This window comes from Marinobacter sp. UBA3604 (assembly GCF_002375325.1).
GTDB classification, from domain to species: Bacteria; Pseudomonadota; Gammaproteobacteria; order Pseudomonadales; family Oleiphilaceae; genus Marinobacter; species Marinobacter salarius.
Map to the genome: position 1 here is coordinate 4,187 of NZ_DFMB01000012.1, position 14,814 is coordinate 19,000.

The following is a 14,814-nucleotide window of genomic DNA, read 5'->3' on the forward strand; positions in this document are numbered from 1 at the left end:
ACGGCGACCATCGAGGTTGCCCGTGAAGGCCGGATTGTCACCACCCTGTACCCGGAGAAGCGCCTGTACATTGCCCGTGGGCAGCCGATGACCGATGTCGCACTCGACCCCGGCCTGTTGCGGGACCTTTACGTGGCCATGGGGGAGGAACTGGACGACGGCAGCTGGGCAATGCGCCTACAGGTCAAGCCATTTGTACGCTGGCTTTGGCTGGGTGCGCTGCTGATGGCCTCCGGGGGCGTGCTGGCTGTGGCGGATCGTCGCTATCGTCGCCGCCGTGCCGCTGCAGCTGACCGGGAATCGATGAGGCCGGCGCGCGAGGTTCGCGCATGATGCGCCGCCTGTTGCTGATGCTTCCTTTTGTGGTGTTCCTTGGCCTGGCCTTCTTTTTGTACCGGGGGCTTTCGCTGGACCCCAGTGCTCGCGAGTCGGCCCTGATAGGCCAGGCGTTTCCCGCGTTCACGCTTCCGACGCTAGAGGACCCTGACACCGAGGTGGATGAATCCCTGCTTCGCGGGCAGATGTCTCTGGTCAATGTCTGGGCGTCCTGGTGCCCGACCTGCAAGGAGGAAATGCCCCAGCTACTGGCGCTCTCCGAACGCGGCATTCAGATGGTGGGCATCAACTACAAAGACACACGTGACCTGGGGCGACAGTTTCTTGAAGAGTTTGGAAAACCTTTCGAGGTCAACATCTTTGATCCTGCCGGTGACCTGGGTTTCGAGCTCGGCGTGTATGGCGTGCCCGAAACCTTCCTGGTCGACGCAAACGGTATCGTTCGATATAAGCACGTCGGGTACATAACGCCAGCTCAGGTGGATGAAGTCATGGCGGAGGTAGAGAAATGGCGCTAAACCGAAAGAGCCGTTGCTGTGTGGTCATCGTGTTTTTGCTGGCTTCGTTCCAGTCGGTGGCGGACACGGCAATCGATGCGCGTCATTTCGAGGATCCGGTGATGGCGGAGCGTTATCGCGACCTTACGGCGTCGTTGCGGTGCCCTAAATGTGATGCTCAAGCCATCGACAGTTCCGATTCGCCGGTGGCGGCGGACATGCGGGAGCGGGTAGCAATGATGCTTCGTGATGGGCGTGCGGATAAGGAAATTCTTGATTTCATGGCTAATCGTTTTGGCGAGTTCGTTCTTTACAACCCGCGCCTTGACGGGCGCACGTGGTTGCTTTGGGCGTTGCCGGCAGCGCTGGTGGCAGGGGGCGCCATGATTGTGATTGCGTTTGTCCGGGCACGCAGACACCGGCGAGTGCGGCCGCTCTCCGAGGAGGAACGTACCCGCCTGTCCTCCCTGATTCATCGTCACCGTGAGGGATCGGAATGACTATGCTCTGGTTAAGTATTGGTACACTGCTGCTTCTTGCGCTGTGGTTCCTGAGTCTACCGTTGCGGAGAGCAAGGGCGATCCATGACTGGCAGCAGCGGTTTGAGGCCGATGATCATGCAGAGGCGCAAAACCTGGCCGTCTATGAGCGCCGGCTTTCAGCACTGGAAAGAGCCCGCGATCGCGGCGAGATTGACGTCGCCCGTTTTGAAGAAAGCCGTCACGAGCTGGACCGCAATCTGCTGGAGGACACCGAGGCCCGCCGCCGAATGCCTCTCAGGCGCCCCGTGTCAGGACGTTTGATGATTCCGTTGGTGATAACGGCAGTAATAGGTGCCAGCATCATCGGCTATCGATGGCAGGGTGCCGATGGCGATCTGGCCCTGTATGCCGCCCAACAGAATGCGCTCAATACGCCCGGCGCCTCAATGAAAACCCTGGTTGGCCGGCTCGAAGAGGAGGCCGGGACTCAGCCGGATAATCCCAAGGTCTGGTCCTTGCTGTTTCCGCTTTACCAGAAGATCGGTCAACCGGGTCAGGCGATTGACGCCCTGGAACGACTGATCGAACTGGAAGGCCGCAGAGTAGATCTTCTGGCCCAACTGGCTCAGATAAAATTCTTTGTGGCCGGGCGCAGCCTGACCGATGAAGTGCATGCGCTGATCGACGAAATACTCGACAAGGATCCACGTGAGCCAACGGCGCTGGGCATACTGGGGGTCGAGGCCTTTGACGACGGCCGCTATGAACAGGCGATCAATTACTGGCGCCGGGCATTGGCGGGCTTCGGCGATAACGAGTCCGCACAGGCCATGCGCAGCGGTATCGCTGTTGCCAGGCAACGATTGGAGGAGACAGCCAATGGAGCGGAACGTGTTACTGATTGAAACCCTAACGCACGTTCACACACGAAATCAGGGAAGCTTATGCTTCAGTATCCTCAAATCGACCCGGTAGCCATTGCACTGGGCCCACTGAAAATCCATTGGTACGGCCTGATGTACCTTGTCGGTTTTCTTGCGGCCTGGTGGCTGGGGCGTCGTCGGGCTCATCGACTCGGCTTGAACGCAGACGCTGTTGAAACATTGATTTTCTACTGCGCGATGGGGGTCATTCTCGGTGGCCGCGTCGGTTACGCGCTCTTCTACGGTTTTGACAAGCTGGCAGACAACCCGCTCTGGCTGCTCAAGGTCTGGGAAGGGGGCATGAGTTTTCACGGCGGCTTGACTGGCGTCCTGATTGCAGCTCTGGTGTTTGCTCGAAAGCAGAACCTGCGATTTTTCCAACTCACGGACTTTATAGCGCCATTGGTACCAATTGGCCTGGGGGCAGGGCGCCTTGGCAATTTTATCAATCACGAGCTCCCGGGGCGGGTCAGTGATGTTCCCTGGGCCATGGTGTTCCCGAATATGGGGTCGGCGCCACGTCACCCGTCGTCACTGTATGAGTTTGCCCTGGAAGGTGTTGTGCTGTTTGTGGTGCTGTGGTGGTTCTCACGCAACCCACGTCGGATGGGCGCAACGTCCGGCCTGTTCCTGTTGCTCTACGGAATTTTCCGTTTTGCGGTCGAGTTTGTTCGCCTCCCCGACCCGCAACTGGGGTTCATCGCCCTCGGCTGGGTGACCATGGGGCAACTGCTGACCCTGCCGATGATCCTTGGCGGCCTTGCATTAATTGCCTGGTCAAGACGTCAACCGATCAATAAAACGGAGGCGGCGACAGCCAGATAAAAGCTGTCTTAGCTTGTTTGTTCGTTGACTTACGAGGAAAACTTAACATGACAGAAACTATTGGTCATTCGGGAGCCTGGGGTATAGCGGCGATCATGATCGTGCTGATCTCCTGGGTCATGTATCGTTGGCTCGCTCCCAGAACATGGCGGGAGTGGGGCAGTGCCGGGGTGGTGCAGGCGTTTATAATCGCATTGTATGCGGAGATGTACGGCTTCCCTCTCACTGTCTATTTGCTCGTGCGGTTCTTTGATCTGGACGGTAGCGACCTCAGCGCGAATCTCTGGTCCTCGCTGCTTGGTGTCGGCGAGGTGGGCATGCTTATCTCAATGTTGCTTGGTTATACTCTGGCTGTGACTGGCATCGGTATTTTTCTGCAGGGATGGCGCGAACTTCATCGTGCACACCAACAAGGGCGTCTTGCAACGGATGGGCTCTACGGTTTGGTGAGGCACCCGCAGTATACGGGCCTTTTTCTCATCCTGTTCGGGGAGGGGATTGTGCACTGGCCGACGCTGTTCTCCGTTAGTCTGTTCCCCATCATTGTCCTTGCCTACAGCTTGCTCGCACGGCATGAAGAGCGACAGGTCATTGAGCGGTTCGGTGAGGAGTACCGGACCTATCAGCAGGAAGTGCCAAGGTTTGTTCCACGAATGGGCCGGCTTGCAAAACTCGTTGGCAAGTCCCGCTCGGGGTTGGGTTGACACACAGGGTAACGCAGAGCGTTACCAGCGTTTTATGGGGCACACGCAATGACGACGGCTTTTACCGAAGTCTCCCGGGACTATGATGATCTGTGGCTTTTGACCAGGGATTACCGGGGCTGGATGCTGAAAAAGCTTCTTAATCATTTAAATATGCAGGCTGACAGCCGGTTTGCAGACCTTGGTGGTGGGACCGGTATCTTCACACATCTGCTCAGCCAGGCTGTGCCGCTGGAATCTGAAGCGATATGCGTGGACCCCTCAGGCGCCATGCTCCTGAATGCTGAACAATACAGCGGCATCCAGACCCGTTGTGCATCCGCTGAAGCGTTCATTGACAGCGGGGTGCAACTGGACCGGGTGCTGATCAAGGAGTCCATTCATCACATCCGCAATCGTGAGAGATTCTGGAAAAAAATGCGCTCATGTTTGCGACCGGATGGTCGTGTTCTGGTGGTCACCCGGCCCAGTTTGCCCGAGTTTCCCCTTTTCAGCCGGGCGATGACTGCCTTTTCAGAGAGTCAACCGGAGCTTGACATTCTTCTCGGTGAAATCGCCGCCTCCGGCCTTGGTGCGGTGACAAGCAGGGAAGAGTACCGCGTCGAAATCCCGAAGGATCGCTGGTATGCGATGCTGCGGGCGCGTTTTATGTCAAATCTGGCAGGTTTTACTTCTGATGAAATTGAGAAAGGTATTCTGGAAATCGATGATCAGCTGGACGGGGATCAGATTCGATTTATTGATCATCTGTTGTTTGTGCTCGTCGAGCGCGAGTCAGACATGCCCAGTGGACAGGCGAAGGCTTCTCCAGCGGCGAAATGAAGAAACGATGTACAGATCGTCTTTTCGGCTAGATCAGCATTTTAGTGAGCTAAGACAGCTTCGTGCCGGCATGATTAATTGCTTGACGCCTGTGGCGTGAAAGCCGTACCATCACGAGAATTCTTGAAAACTCAATTACCTGGGTCGCTCCATTTGCCACGCTTGATAACGCCTAAAGCCCTTCTTAACCTGCTGTTGCTGATCATGGCAATACAGCCGGTGGTGGCGTTCGGGCAATTCACGGCAGACACAGCAGAACCTCCTGCCCGTTTCGGCCACATGGCCATGGTGGACTGTTGGAGTGCCAGCACTGACGGGCATTCGGAACAGGATATGGCCTGTGGTGATATGGCGTCTACCGATTGTGCTATCGCCGCCAACCAGGGCAGTTGCGGTGCGATGCTATCCGCACTGGTTTCTGAGAAGGCGGTTTTGCCAGTGCAATGTTCTTCCGACCCTACCTCTCTTCGTCCCCGAGAAGTCTATCTCAGCGTTATCCTTGATACCCTTACACCTCCCCCTGATTTCTCAGTAGTCTGATCTTAGTCTTTATCTAAGTTCGCACGTTTACACCTGGGCCGATAGGCCACTCGGGCGAGCGTCTATAAGCTTCAAATAAGGAAACATCAATGCGCATTTCCCTGATGGCGATGGTGATCGCTGTCGCTTTTGGTCTGGGCTGGCTGGCCAGCCTGCAAATCATGCCGATGTCAGAATCCGCCGGTTCTGGTAATCCTGCCGGTGAATCGGCGGATGAAAAGCCCTTGTACTGGGTTGCTCCCATGGATGCCAACTACCGCCGTGACAAGCCTGGCAAGTCCCCCATGGGAATGGACCTGGTGCCGGTGTACGAAGAAAGCAGTAGCGGCCGGGACGACGGCGGGGTTCAGATCAATCCTGCAGTCAGAAACAATCTGGGGGTTAAAACCCGGGCAGTTTCCCGTGGGGCAGTGTCTGTTCCGGTCCGAACCGTGGGTTATGTCACTGACAATGAAGATCAACTGATTCAGGTGCACAGCCGCATTGCCGGATGGGTCGAGGTGTTGCATGTTCGGTCAGAAGGAGAAATCGTTGACCGTGGTGAACCACTGTATGAGATCTATTCACCGGAGTTGGTGAATGCCCAGCAGGAGTTTCTGATGTCCGAGCGCCTTGGGCGGGGCTCAGAGGCAACAGCGACCGGCGGAAAGCTGCGCGCGCTGGGCATGACGGATAGACAGATTGCCAACCTGAAAAAAACAGGAAAAATCCGAGAACGCATCACCGTATTTGCCCCTGGCTCCGGCTATGTGGCCGCATTGCCTGTTCGTGCCGGCATGTACGTGCGCCCGGATACTGAAATCATGGCCATTGGCAGTCGCGATTCGGTGTGGGTGATCGCCGAGTTTTTTGAACGTCAGGCCGGGCTGGTTGAAGCGGGTCAGGCCGTTGAATTCACCACGCCGTCCATGCCGGATACAAACTGGAATGGTGACATTGACTACGTTTACCCGGAACTGGATCCCAAAATGCGGACTCTTCGGGCCCGGGTACGCGTTCCGAACCCGGATGGCCGGTTGCGCCCCGGAATGTTCGTCAATCTCACCATGGATGCCCCCATCGGTGAGGACCTGCTCACTATCCCGCGCCCGGCGCTGATCCGGCGAAGCGACAGCCAGCATGTGCTGCTGGCTGAGGATGACGGCTATTTTCGTCCGGTGCCCGTCAAGACGGGCCGGGAAGCCGGCGACAGGGTGGTCATTCACGAAGGTCTGAAAGAAGGGCAGCAGGTGGTGGTGTCCGCCCAGTTCCTGATTGATTCAGAAACCAGCCTCGAGGCCGCCATGCTGCGCCTGGAGCCCGAGGAGCAGAACAGCGCCGGCATGGCCGGTGCAGACAGCTCTGCGCCCGAACTGTTTGAAGCCGCTGGCCGGATTACGGAGCTTGATGCTGAGAGTTCTTCAGTCACGCTCGACCATGGCCCGGTACCCGGTCTTGGCTGGCCGGCCATGACCATGACCTTTGGTATTGCCGAATCCGTCGATCTGGTGGAACTGGCCCCGGGTGAGACCGTCAATTTCGGGTTCCGGGAGACGCCGGACGGCTATCTTGTTGAACGTATTGAGCCCGCGCAAGACGCGCAGTAACCACTGGAGAAAACCATGAAACTGAAAAACCTGATGACGGCTGTTGTGTTCGGATTATCCCTGGGACCTGTTCTGGCAGCGGCCGATAACAACATGGGCTCGATGTCCGGCATGGACACCAAAGAGTCCGCTGGCCCGGTCCAGAGCCGGGGCGTAATCACCATGATCAACACCGAAAATCGCAAAGTAACGCTGAAGCATGAGCCTATTCCGGCGCTGAACTGGCCGGGCATGACCATGGGATTTCCCGTAGCCCCGGAGGTGGACCTGGATGCCCTGGATAAGGGTGACAAGGTTGTCTTCACTCTGGCACCCGCTGGCAAGGGCCAGCAGGTGACCTCTATCAGGAAACAGTAGTGATAGCCCGGGGGTGCGCCATCGGGCTGCCCCCGGCCATCACCAGACCGGACTCAGCTCATGATTAACCGCATTATCCAGTGGTCGCTTCATAACCGATTTTTTGTATTGCTCGCCACCCTCATACTGATTGGGTGGGGATTCTATTCCGTCAGGGAAACGCCCATTGACGCCATACCGGACCTGTCGGATGTACAGGTGATCGTCAAGACCCCGTATCCTGGCCAGGCGCCCCAGGTGGTGGAAGACCAGGTGACCTACCCGCTCACCACCGCCATGCTGTCGGTGCCGGGCGCCAAAACGGTTCGGGGGTATTCCTTCTTTGGCGACTCCTATGTGTATGTGATCTTCGATGACGACACCGACCTGTACTGGGCTCGTTCCCGGGTACTGGAATACCTGAGCCAGGTAGCCGGGCAATTGCCCGATGCCGCCAAACCAGAGCTGGGGCCGGATGCCACCGGCGTTGGCTGGGTATACTCCTACGCCCTGGTGGACCGCACCGGCCAGCATGACCTTTCGGAGCTTCGGGCCATTCAGGACTGGTTCCTGAAGTTTGAACTGCAAACCGTGTCCGGGGTATCCGAGGTCGCCAGTGTTGGCGGCATGGTCAAGCAGTATCAGGTGGTGGTGGACCCGGACCGGCTGCGCGCCCATAACATCACGCTGCAGCGTATTCATGCCGCCATCAACAGCGCCAACCAGGAAACCGGGGCATCCGTCGTGGAAATGGCCGAGGCGGAATACATGGTGCGGGTCACCGGTTACCTGCAGAACGAGGACGACCTGCGCCAGGTGCCGCTGGGTGTCAACGATAATGGCAAGCCCTTGTTGCTCAAGGATGTGGCGGATATCCGGCTGGGGCCACAAATGCGCCGGGGTATCGCTGAACTGAATGGAGAAGGCGAAGTGGCCGGCGGTATCGTGGTGATGCGTTTTGGCGAAAACGCTCTGGCTACCATCGAGGGTGTTAAACAACGCCTGGAGGAGATCAAGGGCAGCCTGCCGGATGGCGTTGAAATGGTGCCCACCTATGATCGTTCCACACTGATCAACAATGCGGTGGACAATCTCTACAGCAAGCTGCTGAAAGAGTTTCTGGTGGTGATCCTGATCTGCGCGGTATTCCTGTTTCACCTGCGCTCTTCCCTGGTGGTGATCGTGAGCCTGCCGGTGGGCATTCTTGCTGCGTTCGTGGTGATGCACGCTCAGGGTATCAACGCCAACATTATGTCCCTCGGCGGCATTGCCATCGCCATCGGTGCGATGGTCGACGGTGCCATTGTGATGATTGAAAATGTCCATAAACACATGGAGCGGACCCCGTTGACACCGGAAAACCGATGGGCCGTGATGTATAGGGCCGCCGGTGAAGTGGGGCCCGCGCTGTTTTTCTCGTTGATGATCATCACCGTGAGCTTTCTGCCGGTGTTCACGCTGGAGGCTCAGGAGGGCAAGCTCTTCGCACCCCTGGCGTTCACCAAAACCTATGCCATGGCTGCGGCTGCCGGGCTTGCCATTACACTGGTACCGGTGCTGATGGGCTACTTCATTCGTGGCAAGGTATTGCCGGAGCACCGCAATCCCATTAACCGGCTGCTGATCTTCCTGTACAGCCCAGCCATTGACTGGGCTTTGCGGCGGCCCGCCCTGATGCTTGCCGGTGGCCTGATTGTGCTGATCATCGGCTTCTGGCCCGCCAACAAGCTGGGCAGTGAGTTCATGCCCCCCCTGGATGAGGGGGACCTGATGTACATGCCCACCACCTATCCCGGCATCTCCATTGGCAAGGCCCGGCAGATCCTGCAACAGACCGATAAGCTGATTGCCAGTATTCCAGAGGTTAAAACTGTGTTCGGCAAAATCGGCCGCGCTGACACGGCCACCGATCCGGCCCCGCTGACCATGATTGAAACCTTTATCCAGTTTAAACCCCGGGACCAGTGGCGCCCCGGCGTAACGCCGGAATCCCTGCGCCGGGAACTGGACAGGACCGTCAGGCTTCCCGGCCTCACTAACGCCTGGGTCATGCCCATCAAAACCCGTATTGACATGCTCTCAACGGGCATCAAGACCCCGGTGGGCATCAAGGTGGCCGGTCCTGACCTGACGGTGATCCAGGGCATAGGGGAAAAGCTAGAGCGGGTGTTGACTGACATACCCGGCACAGCCTCTGCGTTTTCCGAGCGGGTGGCCGGCGGACGCTACATCAAGGTGGATATCCAGCGGGAGGCTGCCGCCCGTTTCGGATTGAATATCGCAGATATTCAATCCGTGGTACGCACTGCGATTGGCGGCATGAACGTGGCCAGTACGGTGGAGGGCCTGGAGCGCTATCCCATCAATCTGCGTTATCCCCAGGGCTACCGGGATTCGGTGGAGCAGATGCGCTTACTGCCCATAGTGACGCCCGGTGGACAGCGTATCGCGCTGGCCGACGTGGCGGATATCCGGGTCGACCGGGGGCCGCCCATGATCAAATCGGAAAATGCCCGCCTCAATGGCTGGACCCTGGTTGACATTGCAGGTCGGGATCTTGGCAGTTGGGTCAAAGAGGCTCAGTCGGTGGTGCGGGAGCAGGTGGACCTGCCTGCCGGCTACTCCCTGACCTGGTCCGGCCAGTATGAGTACATGCAGCGCGCAAAGGAACGCCTGACACTGGTGGTACCGCTGACGCTGGCGATTATCGTGATCCTGCTGTACCTGAATTTCCGCAACATGACCGAGGTGGGTATTATAATGGGCACCCTGCCGTTCGGTATGATTGGCGGCATCTGGCTGATGTACCTGCTGGGTTACAACCTGTCTGTGGCCGTGGCCGTCGGTTTTATCGCCCTGGCCGGGGTAGCGGTGGAAATCGGTGTGCTGATGCTGGTGTACCTCAACCAGTCCCTGCACAACGCCCTGGAGGCCGTCGATCATCAGCCCGGGAAACTGTCGGCGGATGCCCTGCGCCAGGCGATCAGCCACGGGGCTGCGCAGCGGGTGCGCCCGATCATGATGACCTTTGCCGCCATCGTGGCTGGCCTTGTACCCATCATGCTGGGCGGCGGCACTGGTTCGGAAGTGATGCAGCGGATCGCCGGGCCGATGATTGGCGGCATGGTTACTACTCTAGTGCTGACGCTGCTGCTGATTCCGGTGATTTTCTACCTCTGGCAGCGTGCGCGGTTGAAGAAGCTCGCCCAAAAAGGAGCGAACCAATGATTCGACGCAGTGGAATTTACGCCGTTCTGGCGGTATTCGTTTCCCTTTCTGCCCCCGCAATGGCTGAATCGCTGGAAACGGTGGACCAGTGGATTGCGGAGGCCCTGGATAGCAACGCCACCCTGAGTGCGCAGCGAGCCGCCATCGAGGCAGCAAGGGCCGAAGTGGAAGGCTCGGATGCCTGGGCGGATCCTGTCGTAAAGTACGGTATTGCACCCGAAACTCTGGAGGGCCCTAGTGTGGTCGGGCACCGGTTTGAGGTCAGTCAGAAGCTGCCCTGGCCGGACCAGTTATCCGCGTCCCGCGGAGCCGAGGAGGCGGGTGTGCGTGCCGCAACCCAGGACACCCTCTGGCAGACCAGAAAACTGACGGCCTCGGTCAAGGAGGCCTATGCCCGTTTGTGGTATTCGCACAGGGCCATTGAGTTGCATCACGAGACCCGTGCACTGGTGGAACAGCTAGCCGAGATTACCCGGCAACGACTGGAATACGGCGAGGCCACACAGAGTGAGTTGTTCAGGGTAGAGACGGAACTGGATACGCTGGACGCGCAACTGGTTGAGCTGCAGGCGGACCAGGCCAGGCTGTCTGCCAACCTGATCCCATTATTGGGGCGCCGCCCACAACCCTCCGAACTGATGCTATCCCTGCCTCCTCGTATGCCAATGGCAGCGGACAGCCTGACCGGAACCGAGCACCCGCTGGTTCAGGCCGCCGAGGCGCGGACCGCGGAGGCCCGGGCCCGACTGGACGTTGCCGAAGCCAACCGCAGACCCGTGTTTACCGCAAATGCGGGCTACAACAGCCTGTGGGCGGACGAAAGCAAGCGCTGGATGGTGGGCGTAGGGATTCAGATTCCGTTTACGGGACAGCGACAGAACAGTGCCGTTCGCAGGGCGACTGCGGAAGTATCTCAACGACAGTGGCAAACCACTCAGGCCCATCGCGATCTGCGAGCGTCAATCGGCGACGTAAAGGCAGCCATTCAGGCAGGCTACAGCCGCCTTGAAATCCTTGACGAACGCCATCTTCCGAATCAACGCGCTCACTGGGAAGCCAGCCTGAATGAATTGGCCAGCGGTACCGGTGCACTGGAAGATGCCATAGACAGTGCACGGAAGCTTACCGGCGTAAAACTCACCCGGGAAACGGTCATCCGCGACCTGTTCAGTGCCAGGGCACGATACGAAGCCTTGCAAACAACGCAGGCCACCGGCCTTTCAAACTAGAAGGGGATTCACCATGAAAGTACTACTGGCGATGCTATCGGCACAGGAAAAGTAGATCAAATGCCAAGTGCCGTACTCCCGGCGTATTTGTCGTCATTGCCGATCACTGTGATTCCTGAGGGTTTCGAGGCTATTTCGCATGGGTTCCAGATCAAAGCCCGCAGCCCCGGCTTTGCTGATCAGGTCCGGGATAGGGTAGAAAGTTGCATTGGCAAGGGCCCATAAGTGAACGGCACGCTTGCCAGTGCGACAATAGCCGAGCACCGGGTCCGGGGATGACCTCAGGGCGTTCGCAAAAGCCTCTATATCCTTGGGTCCGTACTTGCCCGGCTCAACAGGAATTTCGTACCAGGTCATGCCCAGCTGCTCCGCCTTGCTCTTGAGGGCGTCCGTGTCAGGCTGGTCTTCCGTTTCATTTCGAGGCCTGCTGGCAATAATAGTGCGAAAGCCCGCGCTTGCCAGTTCTTCGATGTCAGCAATGGCAGGTTGCGCCGTCACGCTGTAGTTCTGATCAAGCTGTTTGATATCCATTTAAATTCTCCTCTAATGTAGTTCGCCTTGGGGCGGGCCCGTGTCACGGTTGTTTTCCACAGGCCAGATTCGCAGGCACCGCCACGTCCATGAGTTTGGGGTCGGGCAAATTCAAGTCATTCATGATCTGCACGTATTCCGCTTCCGACTTGCCGGCCAGGCGTGGGTTGTAGTGCTTCTCCTCATAGATGGAAGAACTCAGCATTCCCTTGTAGTCATGGGCCGGATATACCAGCGTATCGTCAGGCAAACGGAACAGTTTGTTGACGATCGAATCGTAACTTTTGTGCGGGTCGCCGCCCTGAAAGTCAGTCCGGCCGCTGCCGCGGATCAACAACACATCGCCAGTGAATACGGCCTGCTGGTCGCCCTTTTTCCAGTAAAAGCTGAAGGACTCATCCGTATGCCCCGGGGTGTACAATGCCTCGAGCCGAATACCGTCGACATCTATCCGGTCCCCTTCGGATACCTGCTCGGATACGCAGTCGGCGTTGGTAAATTCACCCATGGTGGTGATGCAGTCGGTCTCATCACGCAGATCGCCAAGAGCCGTGAAGTGATCCGCATGCGTGTGGGTATCAATCGCCCGGACAAGCCTGAGGTCAAGTTGATTGATTATATCGAGGTAGGCTTGCGTATACTCCTTGACCGGATCAATGATAAGCGCTTCCCGGCCGCGGCCCGATGCAATGAGGTAGGTATAGGTACTGGACGTATTGTCAAAGAATTGGCGAAAAAGCATGGCATTCTGTCCTGAACAGTAAAATGTTCTAACTATAGGTTTAAAGGTAATAAATTGGCGGGCTAGCGTCAAAGCCGTTGCATGACAATTCGTACAGGCGTTTTCCAGGGCACTTTGCAGCCCTGAGGGTTTTCCACTGCCGTAGGCTGTCATTTCTGCGGTCTTGCATGCAGGCCAATATTTACAACGTCATCCAGTGATCAATATGAAGTTTGACAAATAGGTCGATACCCTCTAATTCTGCTCGAATAATGTCTGGGATTTCGGGACACTAGGTCGATGGGCATTGAACAGAGGTAAACTGCAAACTGGTAGGGAGCGTGAAAGCAACATGAACACAAAAGGCAAGATGATGTGCCCGGTCTGCGAGGTACAACTGAGTATGGCTGATCGACAGGGGGTGGAGATAGACTTCTGTCCACAGTGCCGCGGGGTCTGGCTGGACCGGGGTGAGTTGGACAAGATCATCGAGCGCACCGCCGCAGAATTAGCGCCGCCGCGCACCCCGGAACCGCAACAACGCGGCTATGACGACCGGTACGGCGGCCACGGCAGGCATGGCGGCAAACACGGTGGCCACCGCCGCAAATCCTGGTTGGCGGAAATTTTTGACTAAACTGTGTTCCACGGAACCAGCATCGGGAGAAGTCACAGATGGGCGAGGGGCATGGTGAAAAGGCCGCTGTAGGATCCGGCACGGCCGCAGCGCGTCACAGTGGTGGCCTGAAATGGGCGCTGGCAATGACCTCGACGTTTATGGTGGTCGAGGTTGTCGGCGGGCTCTGGACCGGCAGCCTGGCGCTGCTGGCTGACGCCGCACACATGTTGACCGACGTAGGCGGAATGTTGCTGGCGCTGGTGGCCATCCGCTTCGCCGCCCGCCCCGCGACTCCGGAAAAAACTTTCGGTTATGTGCGGATGGAGGTGCTCTCGGCGCTGGCCAATGCGGTTGTGTTGCTGTTCCTGACGATCTACATCCTCTACGAGGCCTGGCAGCGGTTCCTTGCACCGCCGGAAATCCTTGGCGGGCCGATGCTGGCGGTCGCGGTCGTCGGCCTTGCAGTCAACCTTGTGTCAATGAAGATGCTGCACGCCGGCTCGCGGGAAAGTCTGAATCTCAAAGGTGCGTATTTTGAAGTGCTGGCTGACATGCTTGGCTCGGTTGGAGTAATCCTTGCCGCAGCAGTGGTGTTGCTGACCGGCTGGACGTTGGCTGACCCGATCATCGGCGCAGGCATTGGGCTCTTCATTGTGCCACGCACCTGGATACTGTTGAAAGGCGCCGTCCATATACTGATGGAGGGCACTCCGCCCGAAGTTGATGTTGGCCTGCTGGAACGGCAACTTATGGATCTGCCTGGCGTGACCGCAGTGCACGATTTGCACGTCTGGACGTTGACTTCGGGCCTTGACGCGCTGAGTTGCCATCTTGTCGTCGAGGACATGGCGCGTGGTCGCCAGGCGCTCCTGGCTGCGCAACAGACGATGGAAAAAAGTTTTGGCATTACCCATTGCACGATCCAGATTGAGGACGCCGATCTGCGAATGGATGAGAGTGATGCTCACTAATAAGCGATGCGGAGCGGCGATCGACGTATGGCGTCTGGACCCCACCTGTGACTGCTCCTGTTCTTTTCCTTGACAACCTCCTGGGCAGCGGGTCTGCACATCCTGGCCCCTATTTTTGAAAGAGAATGCTTGACTCTGTAGCCGACGCCGAGGCAAGAGGCCAAGTCACCGACAGCCGCACCCTGACCCTCGACAACGTACCAAGGGCCCTGGTCAATTTTGATACCGCCTGCGGTTCCCGGAAATAAATAAAGGCTTGACCTGGAGTTGACTCCAGGTAGTAAGCTTCCTTGGCATTGTTGATATCCATCCAGATCGGGAGAGGTGCTATGAAACGCAATGTTGTCAACCAGAGTTTATCGGTGGCTGCCGTGGCCATCTTTTTAGGACTGGGCCTTGTAGCCTCCGCGCTCGCCAATCAGAACGAGGTTGACCAGCCCAAAAAAAAGGTTCATCGCGGGTTA

The 14,814-nt window shown here is 57.7% G+C and carries 17 protein-coding genes; 15 read left to right on the forward strand and 2 right to left on the reverse strand.

All coding sequences use genetic code 11. The features are described from left to right. The 12 genes from B2590_RS02985 to B2590_RS03040 all read left to right on the forward strand — a co-directional run. On the forward strand, nt 1–333 hold a 333-nt coding region (locus B2590_RS02985; protein ID WP_286847846.1), incomplete at its 5' end, for a cytochrome c-type biogenesis CcmF C-terminal domain-containing protein. Next, the gene (locus tag B2590_RS02990) at nt 333–854 is read left to right on the forward strand and encodes a DsbE family thiol:disulfide interchange protein (protein WP_371915651.1); all 522 of its coding nucleotides are present in this window, start codon (nt 333–335) and stop codon (nt 852–854) included. The genes B2590_RS02985 and B2590_RS02990, both read left to right, overlap by 1 nt. Beyond that, entirely contained in the window at nt 845–1,333 is a 489-nt protein-coding gene (locus tag B2590_RS02995) for a cytochrome c-type biogenesis protein (RefSeq protein ID WP_041334546.1), read from the forward strand. The genes B2590_RS02990 and B2590_RS02995 overlap by 10 nt, the downstream gene beginning before the upstream one ends. A 2-nt stretch (nt 1,334–1,335) precedes the next feature. Continuing rightward, nucleotides 1,336–2,220 carry a c-type cytochrome biogenesis protein CcmI gene (ccmI, locus tag B2590_RS03000; RefSeq protein ID WP_286811667.1) on the forward strand — a complete coding sequence of 295 codons (885 nt, stop codon included), beginning with the start codon at nt 1,336–1,338 and terminating at the stop codon, nt 2,218–2,220. Between the two features lie 39 nt (nt 2,221–2,259). Beyond that, entirely contained in the window at nt 2,260–3,063 is an 804-nt protein-coding gene (gene lgt, locus B2590_RS03005) for a prolipoprotein diacylglyceryl transferase (RefSeq protein WP_075194548.1), read from the forward strand. Nucleotides 3,064–3,080: 17 nt separating this feature from the next. Next, nucleotides 3,081–3,767, forward strand: coding sequence for a methyltransferase family protein (locus B2590_RS03010; RefSeq protein ID WP_227664202.1), 687 nt, complete (start codon nt 3,081–3,083; stop codon nt 3,765–3,767). Nucleotides 3,768–3,815: 48 nt separating this feature from the next. Continuing rightward, nucleotides 3,816–4,589 (forward strand): class I SAM-dependent methyltransferase, encoded by a 774-nt coding sequence (locus B2590_RS03015; protein WP_278367928.1) that lies wholly within the window; start codon nt 3,816–3,818, stop codon nt 4,587–4,589. A 153-nt stretch (nt 4,590–4,742) separates the two neighbouring features. Then, nucleotides 4,743–5,129, forward strand: a complete 387-nt coding sequence (locus B2590_RS03020; protein ID WP_286847849.1) for a hypothetical protein — start codon at nt 4,743–4,745, stop codon at nt 5,127–5,129. Between the two features lie 89 nt (nt 5,130–5,218). After that, nucleotides 5,219–6,715 (forward strand): efflux RND transporter periplasmic adaptor subunit, encoded by a 1,497-nt coding sequence (locus tag B2590_RS03025; RefSeq protein WP_041334556.1) that lies wholly within the window; start codon nt 5,219–5,221, stop codon nt 6,713–6,715. A gap of 15 nt (nt 6,716–6,730) precedes the next feature. Beyond that, on the forward strand, nt 6,731–7,072 hold the full coding sequence (locus B2590_RS03030; RefSeq protein ID WP_052479501.1) for a copper-binding protein: 342 nt from the start codon (nt 6,731–6,733) through the stop codon (nt 7,070–7,072). Between the two features lie 60 nt (nt 7,073–7,132). After that, on the forward strand, nt 7,133–10,279 hold the full coding sequence (locus B2590_RS03035) for an efflux RND transporter permease subunit (protein WP_041334559.1): 3,147 nt from the start codon (nt 7,133–7,135) through the stop codon (nt 10,277–10,279). Continuing rightward, nucleotides 10,276–11,508 carry a TolC family protein gene (locus B2590_RS03040; protein WP_286811665.1) on the forward strand — a complete coding sequence of 411 codons (1,233 nt, stop codon included), beginning with the start codon at nt 10,276–10,278 and terminating at the stop codon, nt 11,506–11,508. Before B2590_RS03035 ends, B2590_RS03040 begins: the two co-directional genes overlap by 4 nt. Before the next feature lie 93 nt (nt 11,509–11,601). Here B2590_RS03040 and B2590_RS03045 read toward each other — a convergent pair whose 3' ends face one another. Both B2590_RS03045 and B2590_RS03050 read right to left on the reverse strand, forming a co-directional pair. Beyond that, a complete protein-coding gene (locus B2590_RS03045) occupies nt 11,602–12,039 on the reverse strand; it encodes a TIGR01244 family sulfur transferase (protein WP_286811664.1) in 438 nt (145 codons plus the stop codon). A gap of 43 nt (nt 12,040–12,082) precedes the next feature. After that, nucleotides 12,083–12,781, reverse strand: a complete 699-nt coding sequence (locus B2590_RS03050; protein ID WP_041334566.1) for an MBL fold metallo-hydrolase — start codon at nt 12,779–12,781, stop codon at nt 12,083–12,085. 352 nt (nt 12,782–13,133) lie between these two features. Here B2590_RS03050 and B2590_RS03055 point away from each other — a divergent pair, with 352 nt between their 5' ends. The 3 genes from B2590_RS03055 to B2590_RS03065 all read left to right on the forward strand — a co-directional run bounded on the left by B2590_RS03055 (nt 13,134) and on the right by B2590_RS03065 (nt 14,598). Further along, nucleotides 13,134–13,397 (forward strand): zf-TFIIB domain-containing protein, encoded by a 264-nt coding sequence (locus B2590_RS03055; RefSeq protein ID WP_227664205.1) that lies wholly within the window; start codon nt 13,134–13,136, stop codon nt 13,395–13,397. Between the two features lie 38 nt (nt 13,398–13,435). Beyond that, nucleotides 13,436–14,350, forward strand: a complete 915-nt coding sequence (locus tag B2590_RS03060; RefSeq protein WP_041334572.1) for a cation diffusion facilitator family transporter — start codon at nt 13,436–13,438, stop codon at nt 14,348–14,350. A 125-nt stretch (nt 14,351–14,475) separates the two neighbouring features. Next, on the forward strand, nt 14,476–14,598 hold the full coding sequence (locus tag B2590_RS03065) for a hypothetical protein (RefSeq protein ID WP_265091860.1): 123 nt from the start codon (nt 14,476–14,478) through the stop codon (nt 14,596–14,598). Nucleotides 14,599–14,814 lie beyond the last annotated feature (216 nt).